Annotated in this window: 10 protein-coding genes and 1 rRNA gene; 6 read left to right on the forward strand and 5 right to left on the reverse strand. The window is 61.1% G+C overall.

The genetic code is table 11. The features are described 5' to 3' along the window. The 3 genes from rrf to ACI2KS_RS06905 all read left to right on the forward strand — a co-directional run. A 5S ribosomal RNA gene (gene rrf / locus ACI2KS_RS06895) occupies positions 1 to 88 on the forward strand; the annotation flags it as partial. 426 nt (positions 89 to 514) lie between these two features. After that, the gene (locus ACI2KS_RS06900) at positions 515 to 1,543 is read left to right on the forward strand and encodes a WD40/YVTN/BNR-like repeat-containing protein (protein WP_404618498.1); all 1,029 of its coding nucleotides are present in this window, start codon (positions 515 to 517) and stop codon (positions 1,541 to 1,543) included. Between the two features lie 25 nt (positions 1,544 to 1,568). After that, complete coding sequence (locus ACI2KS_RS06905; protein WP_404618499.1) at positions 1,569 to 3,950, forward strand: RND family transporter; 2,382 nt, start codon at positions 1,569 to 1,571, stop codon at positions 3,948 to 3,950. 236 nt (positions 3,951 to 4,186) lie between these two features. Here the strand turns inward: ACI2KS_RS06905 and ACI2KS_RS06910 are convergent, their stop codons facing one another. Together ACI2KS_RS06910 and ACI2KS_RS06915 are read right to left on the reverse strand one after the other, a co-directional pair. Continuing rightward, the gene (locus ACI2KS_RS06910; RefSeq protein ID WP_404618500.1) at positions 4,187 to 5,038 is read right to left on the reverse strand and encodes a 3-hydroxybutyryl-CoA dehydrogenase; all 852 of its coding nucleotides are present in this window, start codon (positions 5,036 to 5,038) and stop codon (positions 4,187 to 4,189) included. A 14-nt stretch (positions 5,039 to 5,052) separates the two neighbouring features. After that, positions 5,053 to 6,237 (reverse strand): acetyl-CoA C-acyltransferase family protein, encoded by a 1,185-nt coding sequence (locus ACI2KS_RS06915; protein ID WP_404618502.1) that lies wholly within the window; start codon positions 6,235 to 6,237, stop codon positions 5,053 to 5,055. Between the two features lie 194 nt (positions 6,238 to 6,431). Between ACI2KS_RS06915 and ACI2KS_RS06920 the strand changes: the two genes are divergently transcribed. Further along, complete coding sequence (locus ACI2KS_RS06920; protein ID WP_404618503.1) at positions 6,432 to 7,448, forward strand: AraC family transcriptional regulator ligand-binding domain-containing protein; 1,017 nt, start codon at positions 6,432 to 6,434, stop codon at positions 7,446 to 7,448. Positions 7,449 to 7,503: 55 nt separating this feature from the next. On the opposite strand, the gene ACI2KS_RS06925 is transcribed toward ACI2KS_RS06920, so the two are convergent. From ACI2KS_RS06925 to ACI2KS_RS06935, 3 genes are read right to left on the reverse strand one after another with little or no spacing between them, the layout of a single operon-like run. Beyond that, a complete protein-coding gene (locus ACI2KS_RS06925) occupies positions 7,504 to 11,115 on the reverse strand; it encodes a glycosyltransferase (RefSeq protein ID WP_404618504.1) in 3,612 nt (1,203 codons plus the stop codon). Between the two features lie 20 nt (positions 11,116 to 11,135). Continuing rightward, positions 11,136 to 11,540 (reverse strand): glycerol-3-phosphate cytidylyltransferase, encoded by a 405-nt coding sequence (tagD, locus tag ACI2KS_RS06930; RefSeq protein WP_404618505.1) that lies wholly within the window; start codon positions 11,538 to 11,540, stop codon positions 11,136 to 11,138. After that, a complete protein-coding gene (locus tag ACI2KS_RS06935; protein WP_404618506.1) occupies positions 11,537 to 13,405 on the reverse strand; it encodes a CDP-glycerol glycerophosphotransferase family protein in 1,869 nt (622 codons plus the stop codon). Before ACI2KS_RS06935 ends, tagD begins: the two co-directional genes overlap by 4 nt. Positions 13,406 to 13,815: 410 nt before the next feature. On the opposite strand from ACI2KS_RS06935, the gene ACI2KS_RS06940 reads away from it, so the two are divergent. Together ACI2KS_RS06940 and ACI2KS_RS06945 are read left to right on the forward strand one after the other, a co-directional pair. Further along, positions 13,816 to 15,057, forward strand: coding sequence for a glutamine synthetase family protein (locus ACI2KS_RS06940; protein ID WP_404619463.1), 1,242 nt, complete (start codon positions 13,816 to 13,818; stop codon positions 15,055 to 15,057). 180 nt (positions 15,058 to 15,237) lie between these two features. Continuing rightward, entirely contained in the window at positions 15,238 to 16,698 is a 1,461-nt protein-coding gene (locus tag ACI2KS_RS06945) for an MFS transporter (protein ID WP_404618507.1), read from the forward strand. Positions 16,699 to 16,958: the final 260 nt, after the last annotated feature.

Genomic DNA, 16,958 nt, shown 5'->3' on the forward strand with positions numbered 1-16,958 from the left:
CTGATCCCATCCCGAACTCAGCAGTGAAACGATGCATCGCCGATGGTAGTGTGGGGTTTCCCCATGTGAGAGTAGGTCATCGTCAAGATTAAATTACGAAACCCCATCTGCTTACGCAGATGGGGTTTTGTTTTTGCGCGCGGAAAACCTGCTCGCGCCATTAACGCTTATACCCTCCAGATTCAAGCCAGAATGGCCTTGTCGTTGTATGTCGCCCGACAGCTTGTTCGCCCGTCTCCAGTGGCTCATCAGCGCCAGTGATAACGCTCCAATCAGCTGGGCGTTGCTTAACAAAAGATAACGTCATGTCGATTGTCATACGTTTCCAAAGCTGGATAGGATGGGTTCGCTTCGGGAAGGCACGGCACGCAGGCTAGAGCGCTTGCGGGAGCTGTTCAGCTTCTCAGGAGCACCTAATAAAAATAAAGGAAGGGGAAGCTTCATGCGTGAGCCAGTCATTCGGCGCACTCGGTCGGCAGTCATTCAGGGCCACGACGGTTCCAGGACGGCCCAGATGGGCAAGCCTCTGAACGCGGTATTGTCGTTACTCATATCCTTCACCCTGTGCAGTACTGCACTGGCGGCCCAAAGCTCCCCAGCCGATACACCCGCCAACGCCGGAGACGCAGCAGTCTTCGCTCTCGAATCCGCGAAAGCTTCCCGTAGTCTGCTGCTGGACGTGACGCACGCAGGCAAACGCGTGGTCGTGGTCGGCGACCGCGGACACATCCTCTATTCCGACGATCAGGGCAAGACCTGGGTCCAGGCCAAGGTACCGACCCGTCAACTGCTCACCGCTGTTTACTTCGTCGATGAACAGCATGGCTGGGCAGTCGGTCACGACGCACAGATCCTCGCCAGCGGCGACGGCGGTGCGACCTGGAGCAAGCAGTTCGAAGACCTCAAGCGCGAGGCGCCACTGCTGGATGTCTGGTTCAAAGATCTGTCCACCGGTATTGCCGTAGGTGCCTATGGTGCGGTGTTGCAGACCACTGATGGTGGACAGCACTGGGAAGACATCGGCGCGCGCCTGGACAACGAAGATCAATACCACCTCAACGGCATTGCCTATGTCAAAGATGCGGGCCTGTTTGTCGTCGGTGAGATGGGCAGTATGTTTCGCTCCGCCGATGACGGGCAGACCTGGGAAAAACTCGAAGGCCCCTACCAGGGTTCGCTGTTCGGTGCACTCGGCACCTCCCAGGCCAACACGCTCCTGGCGTACGGGCTGCGCGGCAACCTGTTCCGCTCAACCGACTTTGGCAGCAACTGGGAGCCGATTGCACTGCAGGGTGAGCGCGGTCCTCTGGAGTTCAGTATCGCCAACGCTTCCCTGCTGCCGGACAGATCCATTGTGCTAGTAGGCAACGGCGGCAGTGTCATGCGCAGTACCGACGACGGCGAGAGCTTTACCGTGTCAAACCGCCCCGACCGACTGTCGCTGGCAGGCGTGGCCGAAGACGACAAGGGCGATTTGATTCTGGTAGGACAGGGCGGTGTGCACCTCACCTCGTCAACGGGCGCCGATGTCGCTCAACAATAAGAACCGACGGCGAGGACGCTTTCGCATGACAAATCTTCAACACCATCACGACAAACCGACACGCCTGGAACGGTTGATCTTCAACAATCGGCCGGTGGTGATCGGCATTTGCCTGCTGGTCAGCATCGTCCTGTTCTGGCAGGCGACACTGGTACGCCCCTCCACCAGTTTTGAGAAAATGATTCCGCTGGGTCATCCCTTCGTCCAGAACATGATGGAGCACCGCAACGACCTGGCGAACCTGGGCAACACCGTCCGCATCTCGGTGGAAGCCAGGAAGGGCGACATCTTCTCCAAGGACTATATGGAGACCCTGCGGCAGATCAACGACGAGGTGTTTTACATCTCCGGTGTCGATCGCTCAGGGCTCAAGTCGTTGTGGAGCCCGAGTGTGCGCTGGACCGAGGTGACCGAGGAGGGGTTTGCCGGCGGCGAGGTCATCCCCCAGAGTTATGACGGCTCCCAGCAAAGCCTCGACAGCTTGCGCAACAACGTACTCAAGTCCGGCCAGGTCGGGCGCCTGGTGGCCAACGACTTCAAGTCCAGCATCATTGACGTGCCATTGCAGGAGTTTTACCCGGACCCCAATGACCAGGGCAAATTGCTGCCGCTGGATTACCGCCAGTTCTCTCATCAGCTTGAAGAAAAGATCCGCGACAAGTACGAAGCCCAGAACCCCAACGTCGATATCCACATTGTCGGCTTTGCCAAGAAGGTCGGGGATCTGATCGACGGCCTGATCATGGTGGTGATGTTCTTCGGTGTAGCGTTTCTGATCACCCTGGTGCTGTTGATGTGGTTCACCCGTTGCGCGCGCAGCACCGTTGCGGTGTTGAGCACCACGTTGATTGCAGTGATCTGGCAACTGGGTCTGATGCACGTGGTGGGCTTCGGTCTGGATCCTTACTCGATGCTGGTGCCGTTCCTGATCTTTGCCATCGGCATTTCCCACGGTGTGCAGAAGATCAACGGTATCGCCCTGCAATCCAGCGACGCTGAAAACGCCCTGACCGCAGCCCGACGCACATTCCGCCAGCTGTTCTTGCCGGGCATGATCGCGATTCTGGCCGACGCCGTCGGTTTCATTACCCTGTTGATCATCGACATCGGCGTGATTCGTGAGTTGGCGATCGGCGCATCGATCGGGGTTGCGGTGATCGTTTTCACTAACCTGATCCTGCTGCCGGTTGCAATTTCCTACGTCGGAATCAGCAAAAGGGCCGTCGTGCGCAGTAAAGAGGACGCGGTGCGCGAACATCCGTTCTGGCGCCTGTTGTCCAATTTTGCTGCGCCCAAGGTCGCGCGGGTTTCCGTTGCCCTCGCCTTGGTCGCCTTGGTGGGTGGCCTCTGGTACGGGCATAACCTGAAGATCGGCGATCTTGACCAGGGTGCCCCGGAGTTGCGCCCGGAGTCGCGCTACAACCAGGACAATAACTTCATCATCAGCAACTACTCGACCAGCTCGGATGTACTGGTCGTGATGGTCAAGACCCCGGCCGAAGGCTGCTCGGCCTATCAGACGCTGTCGGCGATCAATGAGTTGTCGTGGAAGATGGAGAATACGCCCGGCGTGCAATCGGCGATCTCCCTCGTGACCGTGTCCAAGCAGATGATCAAGGGCATGAACGAGGGCAACCTGAAATGGGAGTCGTTGTCGCGCAACAAGGATGTGCTCAACAGCTCGATTTCCCGCGCCGATGGCCTCTACAACAACACCTGTTCGCTGGCACCGCTGCTGATCTTCCTCAACGACCACAAGGCGGAAACACTGGACCGTGCCGTGCAGGCGGTACAGGACTTTGCCAAGGCCAACAACAAGGAAGGGCTGGAGTTTCTGTTGGCGGCGGGCAATGCCGGGATTGAGGCGGCGACCAACGAAGTGATCAAACAGGCCGAGTTGACCATTCTGATTCTGGTCTACATCTGCGTGGCCGTGATGTGCATGATCACCTTCCGCTCCTGGGCGGCGACATTGTGCATCGTGCTGCCTCTGGTACTGACGTCGGTATTGGGCAACGCGCTGATGGCGTTCATGGGCATCGGCGTCAAGGTCGCCACCTTGCCGGTGGTAGCGCTTGGTGTGGGCATCGGTGTCGACTATGGCATTTACATCTACAGTCGCCTGGAAAGCTTCCTGCGTGCCGGCCTGCCACTGCAAGAGGCCTATTACCAGACCCTGAAGTCCACCGGTAAGGCGGTGCTGTTCACCGGCTTGTGCCTGGCGATCGGCGTGTGCACCTGGATCTTCTCGGCGATCAAGTTTCAGGCCGACATGGGCCTGATGCTGACCTTCATGCTCCTGTGGAACATGTTCGGCGCCTTGTGGCTGCTGCCAGCGCTGGCCCGGTTCCTGATCAAACCGGAGAAAATGGCCGGCAAAGTGGGCAATTCACTGTTCTCCCATTGATTGACGCTTGAAACAAGAAAACCGCAGCCTGGTAACGGGCTGCGGTTTTTTTGATCCAGGTCGAAAATCCCCGGCGTATGGCGATCCTGTAGCCGTACGGTCGGGCGGCGTTCCATTTGCCGACGGTGGCGTCCTCGTAATCGCTACCGCTGGCGAGCCGGACTGCTAAAGGCCAGGGGTCAAGGTGACCGCCACGTGAGATGACCGCCAGCGTCGGCAAGCCATCAGCGCGTCACTCAGTTGTAGGTAAAGAACCCGCGCCCACTCTTGCGTCCCAGATACCCGGCCGCGACCATTTCCTTGAGCAGTGGAGCAGGGCGGTATTTGCTGTCGTTAAAGCCCTCGTGAAACGCTTCGACGATGGCCAGCAGCGTATCCAGACCGATCAGGTCGGCCAGCGCCAGCGGGCCGATCGGCTGGTTGCAGCCCAGGCGCATGCCGTCGTCGATATCCTGCGCGGTGGCTAGGCCTTCCTGCAGAACCAGGATCGCTTCGTTGATCATCGGCACCAGAATGCGGTTGACCACGAACCCCGGACGGTTGCCAGCGGTAATGGCGGTCTTGTTCAGACGTTCGGCCAGCTTGATCGCCACGACGTGGGTCTCATCGGCGGTCTGCAGGCCGCGAATGACTTCAATGAGCCCCATCATCGGCACCGGATTGAAGAAATGCAGACCGATGAAGCGCTGCGGACTGTCGACACTGGCCGCCAGCTGGGTGATCGACAGCGATGAAGTGTTCGACGCAATGACGCAGTCCGCACCCACATGGCCGGCGATCTGTCGCAGCAGGCGCAGCTTGAGTTCCAGGTTCTCGGTGGCCGCTTCGATCACCACCTGCGCGTCACTGAGTTGCGCATAGTCGGTTGTGCACCGAACCCGCCCCAGCGCCTCCTCGGCAAGCTCGACCGTCAGCGTCTGTTTGTTGACCTGCCGCTCCACGTTCTTGCGCATCGCGGCCAGGCCACGTTCAAGCGCAACCTCCGAGATATCCAGCAACGTCACGTCGAAGCCGGCGATGGCGCAGACTTGAGCGATACCGTTGCCCATGGTGCCTGCGCCGATCACGGCAATGTGTTGCATGCTCATTGATGGCTCCTCGCTCAGACGCGTTCGAAGATGACGGCGATGCCCTGGCCGCCGCCGATGCACATGGTCACCAGCGCGTAGCGACCGCCAATGCGATGCAGCTCATGAATGGCTTTGGTGGCGATGATCGCGCCCGTTGCACCCACCGGATGGCCCAGGGAAATACCCGAACCGTTGGGGTTGACCTTTTGCGGGTCGAAATCCAGTTCGCGAGCCACGGCGCAGGCCTGCGCGGCGAAGGCTTCGTTGGACTCGATGACGTCCAGGTCGGCGACGCTCAGGCCGGCGCGCTCAAGCACCTTGCGACTGGCCGGGATCGGACCCAGGCCCATCATCGATGGCTCGACACCGGCGTGGGCGTAGGCCACCAGACGCGCCATCGGTTTGAGGCCGTGCTGGCGAACCATGTCGCCGTTGGCCATCACCAACGCCGCGGCACCGTCGTTCAGGCCCGAGGCATTACCTGCCGTGACCGTGCCGTCCTTCTTGAACACGGTTTTCATTTTTTCCAGTTGCTCGGCGGTGACGTCGCCACGCACGTGCTCATCCTGGGCAAAGGTGATAGTGCCTTTGCGGGTCGCAATTTCAACGGGCACGATCTGGCTGTCGAAACGGCCCTGCGCGATTGCATGGGCTGCACGCTGCTGGCTGGTCAGGGCCAGGGCGTCCTGATCGGCGCGGGTGATGCCGTAGTTCTCGGCAATGTTCTCGGCGGTGATGCCCATGTGGATGTTGGCGAACGGATCGTGCAACGCGCCGAGCATGTAGTCGTACGCCTGCACATTACCCATGCGCGCACCCCAGCGCGCCTGAGGCATGATGTAGGCGCCGCGGCTCATGGACTCGGTGCCGCCGGCCAGTACCGCGCCGGTGTCGCCGAGCATCAGCGATTGAGCGGCCGAGACGATGGCCTGCAGACCCGAACCGCACAGGCGGTTGACGTTCATGGCCGGGGTTTCCTTGGTCAACCCGGCTTCCAGGGCGATCACCCGCGACAGGTAGGCATCACGGACCTCGGTCGGGATGACATGACCCATGACCACATGGCCGATATGCTCGGCAGCCAGCCCGGATTTGGCCAACGCGGCGCGACTGACCTGGGTGCCCAGTTCGATAGGCGAGACGTCTTTGAGCGAACCGCCGAATCCACCGATGGCGGTACGCAGTGCACTGACGACGAAAACGTCGGAATTGCTCATGTCGACTCCTTGAACCTGTTGAATGTGTTGTGAGTGGCACCGACGAGCGGCATTCGGCCAAGTGCCGGTTGCGGGCAAGTCTAGATCGGCGTTAGGGACGGGCCTATGCCAAAACTGTCCAGATCGACTGGCGTTCTTTACCATCAGCGCCGTGGCATCGGTTGAGTGCACATCGAGAGAAGGAAAGGCGGCTCATGCGGGAAAAGGATTCAGTAGCGATCTACTTCGTTCAGCTGGTGGTGCATGCGCTGCGTGACCAGCCGTTACGCCTGCAATCGGTGCTGGAAGCTGCCGGCATCGACATGGCGCTGCTTGGCGACCCCCAGGCCAGGGTGTCCGCTAGTGCGTTCGCCGCGTTGTGGCTGATTCAGATCAAGGAGCTGGACGACGAATTCTTTGACCTGGACTCCCACGGCATGCCGCCGGGCAGCTTCGCGCTGATCTGCCGCGGGTTGATCCAGGAGCCCAACCTGGAAAAGGCCCTGCGCCAGTGTCTGGCCAATTTCGGCCTGTTTTTGCGCGACTTTCGCGGCAGCCTGAGCGTGCGAGGCCCCCGCGCAATCATCGCCGTGGATAACCACGCCGGCGACCCGACCAAGCAGCGTTTCGGTGAGGAGACCTTTCTCTTGCTGATGATCAGCCTGCTGTGCTGGCTGGGCGGACGACGCATCAGCATCGATCGCGCGCAGTTTCGGCACGACCGTGAGCGGCTCAGTGATGACTCACTGCTGTGGGGTTTCAACCTGAGCTTTGGCGAGCAACGCACCGAAATCGAATTTTCCAGCCACTACCTGCGGCTGCCGGTGGTGCAGTCGTTGCCCTCGCTCAAGTCCTTCCTGCGCACTGCGCCGCAATGGCTGGTGATTCGCTTCCGCAACCAGCGCGGTCTGGTGGCGCAGGTGTACCAACGCTTGCGTAGCAGCCATTACGGGCACTGGCCGACGCTGTTGGAAATGGCCCTGGAGCTCAAGCTGAGCCCCACTACCTTGCGCCGCCGGCTGGAACGCGAAGGCTGCGCCTTTCAGGGCATCAAGGACGATGTACGGCGTGGCATCGCCCAGCAGAAGCTGCGCGAGACCGACATGAGCGTGGTGGAGATTGCGTCACTGGTTGGCTTTCAAGAGCCCAGTGCGTTTCACCGGGCGTTCAAGAAGTGGACGGGGGAAAGTCCGGGCGGGTATCGCACCCGGCATTCAGTCGCTCAAGCGTGAACCGGAGGGCTGATCAGAGGCCGATGTCAGGCGACGATCAGCCCCTGCATGCGCCTCAGGGCAACCACGCCTGTTGCCAGCGCGCCGCCGCCGCATCGTCGAGCATCCCCTGACGCAGGACCTGCGTGCGCAGTTCGTCACCCAGCAGCGCCGCGCTCGGCAGATCATCGGTGTGCGCGCGAATGACCATGAGCCAGGCCGATAACGTATTGGGCACATGGGTGACCGGCAGATCACCCTGGTACGCCCGAATATCGCTGCACACCAGCGGCACGCCGCAGCTGCCCAGTTGCAAGACCGCAAGATTGTTCCTGCAGATGCCGAAGAGATTGTCGGCAGCGGGTAACAGCGCCAGGTCCAGATCAAGCGCCGCCACCGCCGTGGGGTAATGCTCGGCGCTGGGCAGTGCATGGGATTCATGGCTGTAGGCGCTGAGCAGGCCGTGTCGATCGCCCATCACGATCCATTCCACTTCCTCAGCCAGGGCCTGAACGACGGGGATGATCAGCTGCAGGTCCTGGATCTGCCAGTTATCGCTGACCAGACCGACCCGCGGCTTGTTGCCCTGGCCCCTGCGCGATGACAGGTTGCCCCATGTCTGCGGCGCCAGCAGCGATGGCACCAGGCGCACGTCGGAATGGAATTCCCCGGCGATATCCGCCAGCACTTGAGTCGAGGCGATGACCCGATCAACCTGTTGCAGGCTTTTTTGCAGGAGATCAAGACGCTCGGCGCTGAACGCGAAATCATCATCGCCGGGATCGGTCTCGCCAAGCTGAAGATCGTTCAGATCCAGCACCACGAACACCCCCGGCAACAACCGGGCACGGGCCAGGGTGTCTACGTGATCGAGGTCGAGCCGGGCCTGGAAGATCATCACATCCGGGTTGAACCTGGCCTCTTGCACGATCGAGAGCGGGCTGCAAAGCATCCCGTCGATAGTCCGGCGCTGTTCCAGTGCCTGGAAGGGCGCGATCACCCGATCGACTGGCGATGCCCAGGGGCCAGCTGGATAGGCCAGCACCACCGGGCTGCTCTGCCAGGGCACCGGGCGCCAGGTCAGCTGCATGTTGAGCTCCAGCTCGACAGAAGCCAGGTCGAAGGACAGGTTGCTATTGAAGGCGCTGTCCGTCACCAGCGTCGGCAACCACTTGCGATACATCGCCATCTGCTCGCCGACGAAACGCTTGCGTTTGGCCTGTTGCGTAGCGGTGTCGACGTGGGTCTGGCTGACACTGCCCTCATGGATCAGCACCGAATGGGGCGTCCATACGTTGAGATAACCGCTGGCACCGACCTTCAGGCACAAGTCGACGTCGTTGTAGGAAACCACGAACGCCTCTTCGTCCAGGCCGCCGACTTCTTCATAAATCGAGCGTCGCACCATCAGGCAGGCGGCGGTGACGGCGCTCAGGTCCTGATCGACCTGTACGCGCTGCATGTAGCCCTGGATGTATTGCGGCTCTCCCAGATGCTGGTGACCGGCAGGACCGTCCATTGCCAGGCGCACACCGGCATGTTGCAGGCGACCGTTGGGGTACAGGAGTTTGGCCCCGACCACGCCGACTTCGGGGCGCAAGGCGTGGTTGAGCAGTTCATCCAGCCAGTGCTCGTGAACGATTGCCGTGTCGTTGTTGAGCAACACCAGGTATTCGCCCTTGGCCTGTGCCGCCGCGACGTTGTTGATTCTGGAATAGTTGAACGGATGCGGGTAGCGCAGTACCCGCACCTGTTCCGAGCCCATGGCTTCGATGCCCGCCAGCCATTCGAGGGCTTCGGGGGTCTCGCTGTTGTTGTCGACTATCAGCAGTTCATAGTGGGGATAGCGGGTCTTGTGCAGCAAGGTTTCCACGCAGCGCTGCAAAAACGGCAACTGATCCTTGGTCGGCACGATGATCGAAACCAATGGCTCATCGGTGTGCCCGTAAAGCACGTGATAGCGTCGGGACAGGGTGTGCAGCACCTTGGCGCGCGGATAACCGCGCACTTTCAGGTGGCGCTCCAGCGTGTCTATCTCGTGCTGGTTGTGCGTGGCCAGCGGCAGGTCGCAAATCAGCAGCGGTTCGCTGATGTGGGTGAACGCGGTAGCGCGATCGCCTTCGATCAGACGCAGGATCAAATCAAACTCAGCGGCCTCACTGAATTGCGGATCGAAGCCGCCGGCGTTCACCAGCAGCTCTCGGCGGAACAGCCAATGACCCGCATTGACCAGCGGATAGCTCAGCAGATAGTCCAGATTGAAGTCCGCACGCATGGCCGAACTCAGCCCGCCTCTGGGGTTGCGATACATCTCATCGGCAAAGGCCGCCTGAGTGTCGCAATTTTCCAGGAGTCTGAGGGCGCAGGCAGTGAGGCCGAACGGGGTGAATTGGCTGCCCGCCTCGATGACCATCAGCCACTCGAAACGCTGCTGTTCGATGATCTGGTTGAGGACTTTGGCCGTGTTGGTTTCATCTGTCACCAACTGATGCAGACGCGAGCCCAAGGCACTGCCCGGCAGTTCGCCTGCCTTGGACACAACCACCACCTGCAGCGCCTCGCCGAGCGGGCCGCGAGTGTCGATGCTGGCCAGGGTGCGTTGAACTGAAGCGGCGTCCTGGAGGGTGTCCTTGATCACGATCAGCAGGGAGGGCACGCCCGACTGAGTCAGGCGCTGGTCAATCTGATCCTGCTGTTGGGCATCGGCAATGCGATGGCCGAGCCAGGCCTGGACCTGTTCCGGGTTCAATCGCTGTGGCAGCGGGGCGCACAGCTGCGCGAGCAGATTGATCTCGGTAAACGCCTGGACAGCCGACAGCGCGCGCATCCCCACCCAGCCGTTGGCCAAGGACGTGCTGGCCCAGCCGGCCTCGCGAATCAGTCGATGAAAGCGGTATACCGACTCGCAGTCTGCGCCGGCGGTCTGCGGACCTTGCTCGGTCAGGTGCCGCGGCGCGATGCGGGTTGCGGTCAATGATGCGGGTAGCAGCACCAGCTCGGCGTCGTGCAGCAGGTTGGCGAACAGCGCCAGCTCGGCGAGCGCCTCCAAGGCTTCACCGTTGAGCGAGAACAGCCCGTCGCCCAGCGCCAGAAGGTCGACGCGACGGCACAGCACGCTGCTGAATTCGCCAATGAAATTGCAGGTGAACTCGCCCAATACGCCAACCACGTCCGCGCCCCGGAGCACCGTCGGCTGGGCGACGCGAAAGCGTGTGGTCAGGTTGTCGGCCAGTGGCACGTCGTTGGCATCGATCCACTTGCGATGCGCCGAGACCAGTCGAGCCTCGGGGCAGGCTTGCAGCGCCTGGACCATTTGCGTGATGCACGCCGGCTCCAGAACGGCATCGCCGGCCAGAAACTTGACGTACTCACCGTTCGCTTCCCGGACACCGCGAAGCAGGCATGCAGGGATACCTTCAGGCTGCTCATTGCGCAGGTAGCGGATCGGCCAGCGACAGGACGCCCGATAAAGGTCGGTCACGGTCTCTGCCAAACCGTCGCTGGTGTCATCGCAGATCACGATTTCAATCGCATCGTAGGTTTGCTTTATCACGCTGCGCAGGGCGGCTTCGAAAAAATCCGTGCGGCCAACAGCAATGACGACACTGGCAAGTCGTTGAGAGTCCATCTGGGTATCCACTTCTGTAGAAAAAACCTTGAGCGTCGAGCGGCTCAAGGCAAGTAGCATGACTGCATCGCCGAGCTGGCTTAGCCTTCCCGGGCTTCGAGCTGGTGCAGCTCCTGGCGAATCAAGGTGGATGAAATCCGTTCGGTGCGCGGCAGATAAACCACCTCGCATTCGGGCTTGAGAAAGTCGAACTTGCCCTCCCAGTCATCACCCATCACGAACACGTCGACCCCGTACTGGCGCACGTCCTCGAGTTTCTGATCCCAGTTGCCCTCCGCAAACACCAGGTCTACGTAGCGCACTGACTCAAGCACGATTCGCCGGTTGTCGAAATCCAGCAGCGAGCTTTTGTGCTTGAGCGCGTTGAACGCATCCGTCGACAGGCCAACGATCAGCCGGTCGCCCAGGGCTTTGGCCCTGGCCAGCAGACGTACGTGGCCGGCGTGCAGCACATCGAACGTGCCATAGGTCAGAACGGTTTTCATGGGCGAGCCTCCGACAACACACGTTCCACAAGGCGATGGGTATTGCCATCGTCAAGGAACTCGAAAAACATCCGTCGTTTTTGCGCATAGACCAGAGGATGCTCGGTCTGCTCGCCGGCAAGGGTTCTTTCCAGCGCGTTGAGCAGCGCGTCAAAGTCCTCGCACACCGGCCCCGGGAAGACGTCTTCGAGGTTGTAGAACATGCCTCGCTCTTGCCCGGCGTACATCGCCCGGTCATAGGCGAAGCTGATCTGCGGCCGGCCGGTCAGCATGAAGTCAATGAAGCAGCTGGAATAGTCGGTGATCAGGGCATCGGCTTCGCGGTAAAGCACTTCAATCTCGGCAAAGGCTTGTCGGTCCAGGCTGATGAAGGGCCCTTGTCCTGCCATGAGTGCGGCGCTGTAGCTTTGCGCCCGATCGGCCATGTGCTCGCGAATCCCCATGACCGCGTTGTGGCGTTCCAGGCAAGCGGCGATGCTTTCACGCTGTTGCGGGCTGAAGCGGTAATACGCCGCGGCCTGATGGTTGCGGAAAGTCGGGGCGAACAGCACCAGCCGGCGGCCGTTTAGCTCAAAGCGCAGCTTGCCCAGTTGTTCGGCAAAATCATCGGGCAGGCGCTGTTCGTCGCAAAGGACGACGTCGTTGCGTGGCAGGCCGGTGATCCAGATCTTGTCCATCGGCAGCGGCTGGAAGGCCGCCGTCATCGCCAGCTGGTCCATCCGCGAGGAGGCAATCACCGCATGATGCCTGGCATGCTCGCGCAGAAGATTGTCCTTGAGCGGCGCATTGTCCAGGGAGGTGATACCGATGCGCTTGAGTGGAATGCCATGCCACAGGTTGATGATGCGGTGCGCGGTGGCATCGAGCGGGTAAGGCACGTTCACCGCGGCGGCGTGCTTGACGAAGATGTAGCCTGCGCTCATCACTGCCTGCTGTCCGGCCCGGCTGGCCAGGGGCAGGACGACGACATTCTCGCCCTCAAGCTCGAACGCCTTGGATCGGGTCAGCACCACCTTGCGAATGTCCGCGCGGTAGCGCACCGCTTCGAAGACCGCGCGGTCGTTGCCGCTGAGCAAATGATCATAGGCGCAGACCGGAAACGCCCAGGTCATGTCGTCCTTGGCGGTGGCTCGGTCTTCGCTGAGAAACTCCTCATGGGTCAGCAACGGGCCAGGCTCGCCGAAGGCCAGTGGTTTGCGCTTGCGCACCGCACGAATGACGTAGTGAGTCGGGGTCGCATCGGTGACGGCCATTTCCACGTCGAGCTGGGCTGCCTTGGCAATCTGCCCGATCAGCGGCAGGAAGGTCTCGCTCAACGGGTTGGCGGAAATCAGCGGCAAGCCCAGGGCGATTTCAAAGCCGGTTTCGTCGAGCAATTGCAACAGGGTCTCGCGGGTGAACCAGCGCAGGTGCGAGCGGTGCAGCAGGCCGACATCCTGATAATGAAAAGCGCCTGCGGCCAGCTTCACCTGCAACGACCAGTGCTGTGCGTTGGGCATGCACAAGATGATGCTGCCGTCGGCGCGAAGATGCTTTTCCAGGTTGCGCAGCAAGGCCCAGGGATCAGCCACCTGAGTCAGGGACTCGCCCAGTACCCAGCATTGCTGATCGCGATGCTCGAGAAAAAACGATTCGCCCAGCTCATTGGCGTCCAGCAGTTCAACCCGATCGCCCTGCGCCTGAGCCTGGGCATGGAGCGCCTGATCAGAGGTCACGCAGGTGTAGGGGATACCGGACAACGCCTGCTTTACGCTGCCTGCCAATGAAGGGGTGCCGCTGGCTATTTCGATGATCGACGTTGTTCCGCCGGCAATGGCTTGCATGCAATGGGCGGTGAGTTCATCCGAAAGTGGCTGGGCGTACATGGATTTACCTTAAGAAAGTGATCAAAGCGGGTCATGGCAACGCAGTTTCGGCTTGGCTGGCGTCCGTCGATGGAGCCGGCCTGCGCGATACCGGCATGGCGATCAAAGCCCCCGTGCCGCAAGCGCGCTTGTGTTGAATTACCCACTGTCATCGAAATGGCGTTTGCAGCGTTATTACCCCGAAAAAGCAAGAAATCGGCCAACCTGCTTTTTCGTTGAAAAAGATGCGCTTGATATTCCGAACGGCTGGAGCTTATTTTGTACGCCTCGCCGCATGGCGGCCTGCCTCACAACAAAGGATTTGAGTCATGAGCAGCGATGGCCACAATTCACTCGCGCAGCGATTGATGGGCATTGATGAAATCGAATGCGTCACCCCGGATCTCAACGGTGTGCCGCGCGGCAAGGTGATGACCGCCGAGGGCTTCCTGGAAGGCCGTCGCTTGCAGCTGGCGCGGGGTGTGCTGCTGCAATGCATCATGGGCGGCTATCCGCCGGCCAGGTTCTACGGCAGTGATGACGGTGACCTGGCGCTTATTGCCGACCCACGGCAGATCCACCGCCTGCCCTGGAGCGAGGAGCCGCGTGCATTGGCCATTTGTGATGCCGATGAACTGGACGGCGAACCTTCTCCGTTGTCGACCCGTGGTCAGCTCAAGTCGGTCATCGCCCGCTATGCGCGCCACGGCTGGTCGCCGGTGGTGGCCACCGAGCTTGAGTTTTTCGTCTTCGCGCCCAACAGCGATCCGGCCCAGCCGTTCAAGCCGCCGGTGGGTCTGGATGGTCGCCGCGAAGAGGGTCAATCGGCCTTTAGCGTCAGTTCCAACAACGGCCTGCGGCCGTTCTTCAGCGAGGTCTATAAATGCATGGCTGCGCTGGGGCTGCCACGCGATACGTTCATGCACGAAATGGGCGTCAGCCAGTTCGAGATCAATCTGCTGCATGGCGATCCACTGTTGCTCGCCGATCAGACGTTCCTGTTCAAACACATGCTCAAGGAAGTCGCGCTCAAGCACGGCCTGACCGTGGTGTGCATGGCCAAACCCCTGGCGCATACGCCGGGCAGCTCCATGCACATCCATCAGAGCGTGGTCAGCAGCGCCACCGGGCAGAATATTTTCAGCGATGCCCAGGGCGAGCCGACGGCGGCTTTCCAACACTTCATCGGCGGTCAGCAGGCAGCAATGGCGGACTTCACCGCGTTGTTCGCCCCCAACGTCAATTCCTACCAGCGTTTGTGTCATCCTTTCGCCTCGCCGAACAATGCCTGCTGGTCGCATGACAATCGCGCCGCAGGCTTGCGTATCCCGGCCAGTGCGCCGGTGGCCAGGCGTGTCGAAAACCGCCTGCCGGGGGCCGACGCCAACCCTTACCTCGCCATTGCAGCCAGTCTGGCCGCGGGGCTGTACGGTATCGAGCAACAGCTGCAGCCGTCGCCGCCGATTCAAGGGGAATTTAGCGTGCCGGACAATCTGTCATTGCCATGTACCCTGCATGCGGCCCTGGAACGTCTGAAACGCAGTCCGTTGGCCAAGGAACTGTTTGGTGCCGAATTCATCGAAGGCTACATCGCGTCGAAGAGCCTGGAAATGACCAGTTTCTTCAACGAAATATCTCCCTGGGAGCGCCGCGTGTTGGCCCAGGATGTGTAAGCGCTACTGAGCTGGGTATCAGCGGATCGAACAGGCGGACACCGCTTTTTCAAGGGCGACTGGACGTTGCTGTTCGCCGATACCTGCGCTCGTGACGTGCTTGCGCATCCTGTTCTCCGGGCTCTAGAACCGTGGTTCGCAAATCCTCCGCGCAGGCGGGTTTGCGTTTTTGGAAAGCCGATGCGCCAAATCTGGAAATCCTTTCGAGCGCTGTATTTCGCCTCGCTGATGATGTTGATCGGCTCGGGCCTTTTGAGTACTTACCTTGCCTTGCGCCTGGCTGCCGATCAGGTCGATGGCTTGTGGGTCGGTGCGCTGATGGCCGCCAACTATGTCGGCCTGGCGCTGGGCGGCAAGATCGGCCACCGGTTGATCGGCCGGGTCGGGCACATCCGGGCCTACGCCACCTGCGCCGGTATCGTCGGCGCTGCGGTGTTGGGCCATGGACTGATCAACTACCTGCCGGCCTGGATCTTCCTGCGGATGATCGTAGGCCTGGGCATGATGTGCCAGTACATGGTCATCGAAAGCTGGCTCAACGAGCAGGCATCGCCCAAGCAACGCGGGCTGGTGTTCAGCGGCTACATGATTGCCTCGTACATGGGGCTGGTGCTGGGTCAGTTGATTCTGGTGATTCATCCCCAGCTTGGGCTTGAATTGCTGATGCTGGTCGCGCTGTGCTTCGCCCTGTGCCTGGTGCCGGTGGCGATGACCCGCAGCATTCACCCCGCACCCATGCACCCGGCGCCGCTTGAGCCACTGTTCTTCATGCGCCGCGTGCCGCAGTCGCTGACCACGGTGTTGAGCGCCGGTCTGATCATCGGCTCGTTTTACGGCCTGGCGCCGCTGTATGCCGCTCAGCAAGGCATGTCGACCGAGCATGTGGGCATGTTCATGGCGTGCTGCATCGGCGCCGGACTGCTGGTGCAGGGGCCGCTGGGCCGACTGTCGGATCGTTATGACCGAGCCTGGCTGATCCGTGGCGTCGCCGGCCTGCTGGTGCTGGCGGCATTGCCGCTGGCGATCTTCCCCAGCCTGCCGACCGAAGTGCTGTTTGCCGTGGGTTTTGTGGCCTCACTGCTGCAGTTCTCGTTGTATCCGCTGGCCGTGGCGTTCAGCAACGACCACGTCGAAGGCGAGCGGCGAGTCTCGCTGACAGCGATGCTGCTGATGACCTACGGCGTTGGCGCCAGCATCGGGCCGTTGGTGTCGGGGGTGCTGATGAAGCAGTTCGGCAGCAACATGCTCTACGCCTTTGTCTGCTTCACCGCACTGATCCTTGTGTTGCGCATCCGGCCCAAGGCCGTCACCAACCTGCACCAGGTCGATGACGCACCGCTGCATCACATCGCCATGCCCGACAGCATGTCCAGCTCGCCATTGGTGGTGGCCCTTGACCCTCGTGTCGATGAACAGGTTGTGCAGGATCAGATGCAGACCGCCAGCGAACCTGAGGCAGAAACTGGCGAAGGCGAGTTGGACCTTTCCAGCGATACACCGGAGCGGGTCGTGCCATCCGGGGAGGGCGTCGTGCGACCGGTGGCGGTTGTCGACGTCGACGCCAGCACCGAGCCTCAGGGGGCGCGCCCCGACCCTGTCCACGATGCTTCGCGAGATGTGGGGGTTGATCGGCCGTTGTAAGGGGGCTACCCGCCGCCCGGCGATGGCCCGCAAACCAGGCACGAGCTGATGTCGATTTGCTTCTGCCTGGAGAGCGACAAATGCCGACCGCTTCTGCCAGCCAGGGCGACAGGTGCCGACCGCTTTTGCCAGCAGGACGACAGGTGCCGACCGCTTCTGCCCGCAGGGTGTGGGAGTCTGGCTTGCCGACGATCTGGCGCGAAGCGCCAGCAAACCCTGCAAACGCTATACGCCTGACCCACCGCGCCGCCTGATTCTAC

Source organism: Pseudomonas sp. NPDC087358 (assembly GCF_044900785.1).
Lineage (GTDB): Bacteria > Pseudomonadota > Gammaproteobacteria > Pseudomonadales > Pseudomonadaceae > Aquipseudomonas.